This is a genomic window from Hydrotalea sp. (genome assembly GCF_049968455.1).
In the GTDB taxonomy this organism is placed as follows: domain Bacteria; phylum Bacteroidota; class Bacteroidia; order Chitinophagales; family Chitinophagaceae; genus Hydrotalea.
The window spans coordinates 104532-111856 of sequence record NZ_JBMFQT010000011.1 but is presented as its reverse complement, the minus strand read 5'-3'; the positions used below and the strand labels follow the sequence as shown (position 1 = coordinate 111856).

At 38.5% G+C, this 7325-nt stretch carries 7 protein-coding genes; 5 read left to right on the top strand and 2 right to left on the bottom strand.

Going from position 1 to position 7325, the window contains the following annotated elements:
• Positions 1-407 precede the first annotated feature (407 nt).
• The 5 genes from ACP5P5_RS09550 (at position 408) to ACP5P5_RS09530 (ending at position 4848) form a co-directional block, all read left to right on the top strand.
• Positions 408-875: a VOC family protein gene (locus ACP5P5_RS09550; RefSeq protein ID WP_428285879.1), complete on the top strand. Its 468-nt coding sequence runs from the start codon at positions 408-410 to the stop codon at positions 873-875.
• A gap of 77 nt (positions 876-952) precedes the next feature.
• The gene (locus tag ACP5P5_RS09545; protein ID WP_428285878.1) at positions 953-1603 is read left to right on the top strand and encodes a tetratricopeptide repeat protein; all 651 of its coding nucleotides are present in this window, start codon (positions 953-955) and stop codon (positions 1601-1603) included.
• 19 nt (positions 1604-1622) lie between these two features.
• Positions 1623-2063 carry a hypothetical protein gene (locus tag ACP5P5_RS09540; RefSeq protein WP_428285877.1) on the top strand — a complete coding sequence of 147 codons (441 nt, stop codon included), beginning with the start codon at positions 1623-1625 and terminating at the stop codon, positions 2061-2063.
• Positions 2064-2228: 165 nt separating this feature from the next.
• Positions 2229-4406, top strand: a complete 2178-nt coding sequence (locus tag ACP5P5_RS09535; RefSeq protein WP_428285876.1) for a TonB-dependent receptor — start codon at positions 2229-2231, stop codon at positions 4404-4406.
• A 226-nt stretch (positions 4407-4632) separates the two neighbouring features.
• Positions 4633-4848, top strand: a complete 216-nt coding sequence (locus ACP5P5_RS09530; protein WP_428285875.1) for a YgaP family membrane protein — start codon at positions 4633-4635, stop codon at positions 4846-4848.
• A 64-nt stretch (positions 4849-4912) separates the two neighbouring features.
• Here ACP5P5_RS09530 and pgl read toward each other — a convergent pair whose 3' ends face one another.
• Both pgl and zwf read right to left on the bottom strand, forming a co-directional pair.
• Positions 4913-5644, bottom strand: a complete 732-nt coding sequence (gene pgl, locus ACP5P5_RS09525; protein ID WP_428285874.1) for a 6-phosphogluconolactonase — start codon at positions 5642-5644, stop codon at positions 4913-4915.
• Between the two features lie 114 nt (positions 5645-5758).
• Positions 5759-7282, bottom strand: a complete 1524-nt coding sequence (zwf, locus tag ACP5P5_RS09520) for a glucose-6-phosphate dehydrogenase (protein ID WP_428285873.1) — start codon at positions 7280-7282, stop codon at positions 5759-5761.
• Positions 7283-7325 lie beyond the last annotated feature (43 nt).

Sequence of the window (7325 nt, the reverse complement as noted above, 5' to 3'; positions counted from 1 at the left end):
AAATACTAAAATAATTATTACTCATCATACATCAAAACGTATTTCTACGTATTGGAATAGCATTTTTAATTAATTTATTTTTTGGCTCAATGGCTTTTTTAGTTTCTGCTTTGCTTTTATCCACCTTTCTACTCCCCCCCTCCCATACCGCTTCGAGATTGCTTCGGGTCAACAGCGTTGCGCAACGCTGTTGAGTGGGCGTTGTATCGAAGAGGAATAGAAGTTGAATGGCTGGTATAACAGTTTTACCCTTTTTTGCCTACTCGTAAATCACCGGGTGTCATCATCACCATTTTACCTATGGTAGCACTATATTTTGTGGTTTTAAAACCTTAAATAAACCTTATACAGCTAATTTGGGCGTAGTAGCCGGCTAAAATTGGTATCTTCCCATTTAAAATTGAAGTATGAAATCACTTGCTATGGCCTTTTTAGCTATCTTATTATGCAGCGGCCACACTTTGTTTGCTCAAAAAAATGCCATGGCCGGCATGCATCCTACCCTTAATCATATTGCAGTATATGTGTTTGATTTGCAAAAGCAAGCCGATTTTTATCATGATGTGATGTATTTAGACACCATACCCGAACCTTTTCACGATGGCAAGCATGTTTGGTACCGTATAGGCCCGCATAGTCAATTACACCTTATTCAAGGTGCCAAAGCGGTTAAAAACCACGATATTAATACCCATATTTGCTTCAGCGTGCCTAACTTAAAAGCTTTTATTGAGCATTTAAGTAATTTGGGCGTTGCTTATCAAAGCTGGACGGGCGAAAAGCATGGCATTACCAAAAGGCAAGATGGCGTTCAACAAATTTACCTGCAGGATACAGAGGGGAATTGGATAGAAGTAAATGACGACCGCTTTTAAAGTGCAAAAGCTGCTTTAAAATCAGGCATCTGCTTTGTACTTTTGCACCCTATCTTTGCAGCCCATAAAAAAAGCATATGAAGTTTTATAACCTGATTATTAAATATAGATTCTGGCTAGGTATTTTAGCACTTATATTAGCGGTGGTAGTAACCATTACCAGTGGTTTTTGGCCTGCTTTTGTATTGTATTTACTGGCAGTAATTGCTATTTTCACCCATTTCTTTATCGGACCCTTGCGTTTAATTCAAGACCCCATGGAACAAGGAAATGTAGAAGAAGTAGAAAAAATATTGAATTCCATTTGGTTTCCTAATTTGTTATACAAACCCGTTCGCTCAACCTATTTTACCATTAAAGGTAATTTGGCTATGATGAACCAGGATTTTGATACAGCCGAAAAACACCTGAAAAAAAGTAACGATTTGGGGGCTCCGATGCCGGAAGCAGAAGGCGCCAATAAATTGCAGTTGGGTATGATGGCTATGCAAAAGGGCGACTTAAAACAAGCCGAAACCTATATGCGAGCAGCCATACGTTTAGGTATTCCTGATAAAGAAAGTGAAGCTGTTGCCTTTTTAGGCATGTGCCAAATATTTATGAATAAGCGGGAGTTTAGAGCGGCTAAAGACTATTTCAGAAAAGCCAAAGCCTGTAAGCCCAAAACCAAACAGGTGGTTGATCAGATTAAAGAAATTGAAAAATACATTTCCCGTATTCCCGGCTAATGAACCAATACCATAACTTATGCATGTGCAGGTAATATTGCAGAATGGGCTAAAAAAAATAACGGCATTATGCCTTATTGCTGCATTAAGTTTGCATACATTGGTTACTTTACCCAACCACATAAACGCAGGTAGAAGTTTTGTTGCCTTATACAATTACTGCCTGCAAGAAGACGATAACTTGAATTTATTGGAATTTATTGGCGATAAATTATTGTGCGCCGGATTTGACCCCACCGAACAACAGGAAACGCACAAAAATGGTAGCCATCCTTTTGTGCCGGTACCCAATACTGCTGCCATTAGTTTCTCTATTTTATTTTTTCATCCGTTGCATATTTTCAACAATATCCTTTATTTTATTCCACAACAACCCTATACCGTTATTACAACTTTTAATGGCCTTGCAACCGGCTATATTGGTAATGTATTCCACCCACCTTTACCTACTGTTATTTAAGCAACACTTCCATAAAAAGTTAACTGAGCGGCATTCAAAAAATGCTTGTTGAAAACCGCTACATCATACAATTGTTGATGCAGGTGTGCAAATACTGTTTTCACAATGATTACAACGGTATACCCCTGCTGTAAATGTTTATCATTTTAACCATTTTATTTAACCATGTTACGTATATATAGCACATTATTACTTTTAATGTTTTACCAGGCAACCCTGTCGCAGCAAATATTGCGGGGTGTGGTATTGGATAGTGCCGGGCTACAGCCATTAAGTGGCGTTACTGTTAAATTGCCTGAAATAAAACAAACAACTATTACCGATAGCACCGGCCATTTTATTTTTCACTTAAAAACTGCTGAACTAAAACAAAAAATTCGCTTCAGCTATACCGGCTTAGCTAATAAAGACACTACTATTCAAATACCTGCAAAAGGCGAACTAATGCTACAAATACATTTGCAGCATACAACCAACCAACTAGCCGATGTAATAGTGGTAGCCGCTTCAAAAACCAATTCCAGAATAGAAGACTTACCGACCCGAGTGGAAGTAATTGGCTCAGAAGAAATTGAGGAAGAAACACAAATTAACCCGGGTAATATGTTGGGTTTATTGGGCGATGTAGCAGGTATACAGGTACAACAAACCAATGCCGCTACCGGTAATGCCGATTTACGTATTCAAGGATTACCGGGAAGGTATACGCAAATATTGCGCGATGGAATGCCTTTATTTGCCGGATATTCAGGCAGTTTTGGCTTGTTACAAATTCCGCCATTAGATTTAAAGCAGGTTGAATTAATTAAAGGTGCAGCGTCTACTTTGTATGGGGGAGGTGCCATTGCCGGTATGATGAACTTAGTTTCTAAAACACCCAAACGAAACCAACCCGAAAACAGTATTTTATTCAACAGAACTTCCCTATTGGAAAATAATGTGAACCTGTTTTCTTCTGCCCGTAATCAGCAACTGGGCTACACTGTATTTGCAGGCGGCAATACACAACAAGCCATTGATATTTATCATAATGGCTTTAGTACAGTACCCAATGTAAAAAGCCTGTTTATACATCCGCGTTTATTTGTTTACAATAATGCCAACAGTACCTTTATTGTGGGTTATACCCTTAATGCAGAAGACCGAAAAGGTGGAGATATGCAGGTGTTAGACGGGAAAGTGAATGCAGCGCATCAGTTCTTCATTCAAAATAAAAGCTTACGCAATACCTTTGACGCAGATTGGGAATACCAATTAACCAATGGCGCACATTTAAGCTTAAAAGGTACAACCAGTTTATATAACCGCAAGGTACTTACTAATTTATTTGGTATGCAAGCCAATCAAAATTTATGGTATACGGAATTGGCTTACAGCAAAAAAAATGATCACCATAACTGGGTTGCCGGGTTAAATTTTAACGGCGATGCCTTTGTGAAGAAACTACCTGATAGCACTTTTTTAACCAATGAAAATGGTTATACCATAGGGGCATACCTACAAGACGATTGGAAAATTACACCCAAATTAACGGCAGAAGCCGGAATGCGTGCTGACCACCATAGTGTATATGGTAATTTTTTACTGCCGCGTATATCGTTCATGTATCGGTTTAGCCCGCAACTTACCTTTCGATTGGGTGGTGGCATGGGTTATAAAACACCTTCTTTATTTTCGGGAGATGTAGATGAACGCTTTTACCGTTACCTGGCCGGATATAAAGCCGGTACCGTTGCAGAAAAAAGTGCCGGTGTAAACTTTGATGTTAATTATAAATGGCGTGCCGATGAATGGCAGTTTACCTTAAATCAAAGCTTTTTTTATACCGCCATTCAACACCCATTGCTTCTGGACTCAATTACGAACCCCTACAATATGCACTGGTACAATGCGGCACAAAACATAACTACTGCCGGTTTTGAAACCTATTTACAGGCAAGAGAAGAAGAAACCGAATTATACCTTGGATATGTATATACCAATACTAAACGGCAGTATGATGCGCAGGCTCCCAATTTTCCATTAATAGCCAAGCACAAAATTGCAGCTTTGGCCAATGTTGAGTTGGAGGATAATTTTAGAATAGGGTTAGAATTATCCTATACCGGCCAACAATATTTGGAAGATGGAACTAGCACAAGAGGTTATATACTTTCTGCCGCCATGCTGAATTATCGTTTTAAAAAAATATCATTTGTTTTAAATTGTGAAAATCTATTTAACTTTAAACAAGGCAATTACGGGCAGTTGGTTTATCCACCCTATACCAATCCGGTATTCAGTGATATTTGGGGTCCTTTAGAGGGTAGGGTCTTTAATTTGTCGGTACAAATAAAGTGGTAAAGATTAGGTGTGTGACATTTGTCATTTTTTAATGAACAATAACCCTATAATTTTATATCTTTAATGAAAGGCACCTGGTTAAAATTAATATTGGTTTGTATTATTTGTGCTTTATTAGCTTGGGGTGTGGCGGGCATTATACAATACTTTTTGCCTGATTGACAACAACAAACAATAGTATTAAAGTAGCTATTTTTAAACCAAACAAAAACATAAAAATAAAAATATGAAAAAAAACATGGGCGGTGCAGACCGCATTATCCGCGTAATACTGGCCATTGTATTTGCCATTTTGTATTTTACGCATACTGTAACCGGTACATTAGGCATAATTTTATTGGTATTAGGGGCGGTGTTTTTGGCTACCTCTTTTATTTCATTTTGCCCTTTATATACCATTTTTGGTATTAAAACCTGTAAGGTAAACCCTCAAAAACAATAATACCGCCTCAGGTTTATTGCAATTTGTTCAGTAAAAAAATCGGATGGATTACCACCCGATTTTTTTATATATCAGGTGTTAGTAATGCCGCAGCTGCCGCATCGGCAAACCAATGCAAATTACCCTTAGGCTGAATAATCTGCGAAGGGTATAAATCTACATTGCTTGGCCCTTCCAATACTTCTTTTAATGCATGGGCTTTATTGCTACCGGTAGTTATAAATGCCACATGGGCGGATTGGTTTACAATGGGTGCAGTTAATGTAATTCTATACATATTTTGTGCTGCTAACCATAATGAAGTAACCCATTTTTGGGTTTCATGAATAACAGGGGTTCCGGGAAATAACGACAAAGTATGTCCGTCATCGCCCATGCCCAATAAAACCAAATCGAAACTAAAGGGTTGGTTATTGAAGTAGGTATGCAAAATGCTTTCATAAGCTTGTGCGGAAGCTTCCGGAGTTATGTTTTCTGTTTGCATAATGTGTATGTGTTCCTTTTTAACCGGAACACTATTCAACAAGGTATCAAAAGCCATTTTGGCATTGTTACGTTCATCATTAAAAGGCACAAAGCGTTCATCGCCCCAAAAAATGTGTAGCTTATCCCATTCAATTTTATTGCGGTAAGTTGGTGAGGCTAATAATTGATGCAGACTTTTAGGGGTATTACCACCTGATAACGCTATGGTAAATCGGCTTTGTTTTTGCAGCGTATTGGCCATTAACTCAACCATCCAATTAGCAACAGTTTGCATTAATGCATTGTCATTAGGTGCTACATGAAGTGACATTTGTTGGCATTTTAAAATGAGGAATGAATTTATACTATAATGGCATAATGTTATTGTGGTGTGCCAATACTGTTCAAGCTATTTGGCCGTGCCGTTCATACATTATTATCTGCTTTATTCCTTATGGGGTAACGGCAAGGTAATCCAGTTATGTCCATCTCTGGCAATCAACGCTTCGGCATCTTCGGGGCCCCAGCTATCCGGACTATAATTTGGAAAATCAACCGGAGGCCTTATTTGCCATGCTTCTAAAATAGGCATAATAATTTTCCAGGCAGCTTCAACCTGATCGTCGCGCATAAATAGGGTGGCGTTACCCTGCATTACATCTAATAAAAGGGTTTCGTAGGCTTCCGGTTCATGGCCATCGTAAGCATCGGCATAGCTAAAAATCATATCCACCGGATTAAGGGTAATATCCTGTCCGGGCTTTTTAGCCTGAAAACGCAACCGAATATCCATATTGGGTTGAATACTAATGGTAAGCCGATTGGGGCGCCAGGTTTCTGCAGCTTCGGGCGGAAAAGCAAATTTAGGCGCCTGCTTAAACTGAATGGTGATAATGGTAGTTTTTTCGTGTAAATATTTACCTGTGCGTACATAAAAAGGCACATCTTGCCAACGCCAGTTATCAATAAAAAACTTAACAGCGGCAAAAGTTTCTACATTTGAATTGGGGTTTACATTGTCTTCTTCTCTGTATCCTTTTACTTCTTTCCCCTTCATCCATCCTGCACTGTATTGGCCTCTAACCGCATGCTCATGTGCCTGGTCTCTGGTAATTTTTCTAATGGCGTTTAATACATCTACTTTTTTATTCCGTATTTCATTGGCATCAAAACTAACGGGGGCTTCCATGGCAATCATACAAATTAATTGTAGTATATGGTTTTGCACCATATCGCGCAGTGCCCCACTTTTTTCATAATACCCACCGCGCTCTTCTACACCAACTGTTTCAGCGTTGGTAATTTGCACGTGGTCAATATAATTCCTATTCCAAATAGGTTCAAATAATGCATTGGCAAAGCGAAAAGCTAAAATATTTTGTACGGTTTCTTTCCCTAAATAGTGGTCAATTCTATAAATCTGCTCTTCTTTAAACATGCTTTTAAGTAAAGCATTTAATTCGTGCGCACTTTGCAAATCGTGCCCAAAGGGCTTTTCAATTACAATTCGCACACAATGTGCAATGTCTTCTAAATTTAATTTACCCAAACTGGTGGCAATGTCGGGTACAAGTTGTGGTGCAACGGCCAAATAAAAAATTACTTGTGGTTTAACCGCCCATTCCGATTGTTTAGCTGCTGAAAATTCTTTTAATTTATTGTAAGCAGAAGCATCTTCCCCATCCATTGATATATAGTGAATATTCTGGCTATACTCATTCCAATGTTGTTCAGATTTAGGATCGTTTTTACTGCGGCTGTACAAATCAATGCCTTTCCATAATCTTTCGCGGAAGTTTTCATCGGTGTATTTACTTCTGCCCAAGCCTACTATGGCAAATTTTTCAGGCATATAACCATCTAAAAACAAATTATATAAGGCGGGTGACAATTTCCGTTGATTCAAATCACCGCTACCACCAAAAATAAATATGATGGTGGGTGGTGGTAACAAATTTTCATTCGGCATAACCTAAGAATTAAACTTTAAATAAATAATGTATCTGTTCGCA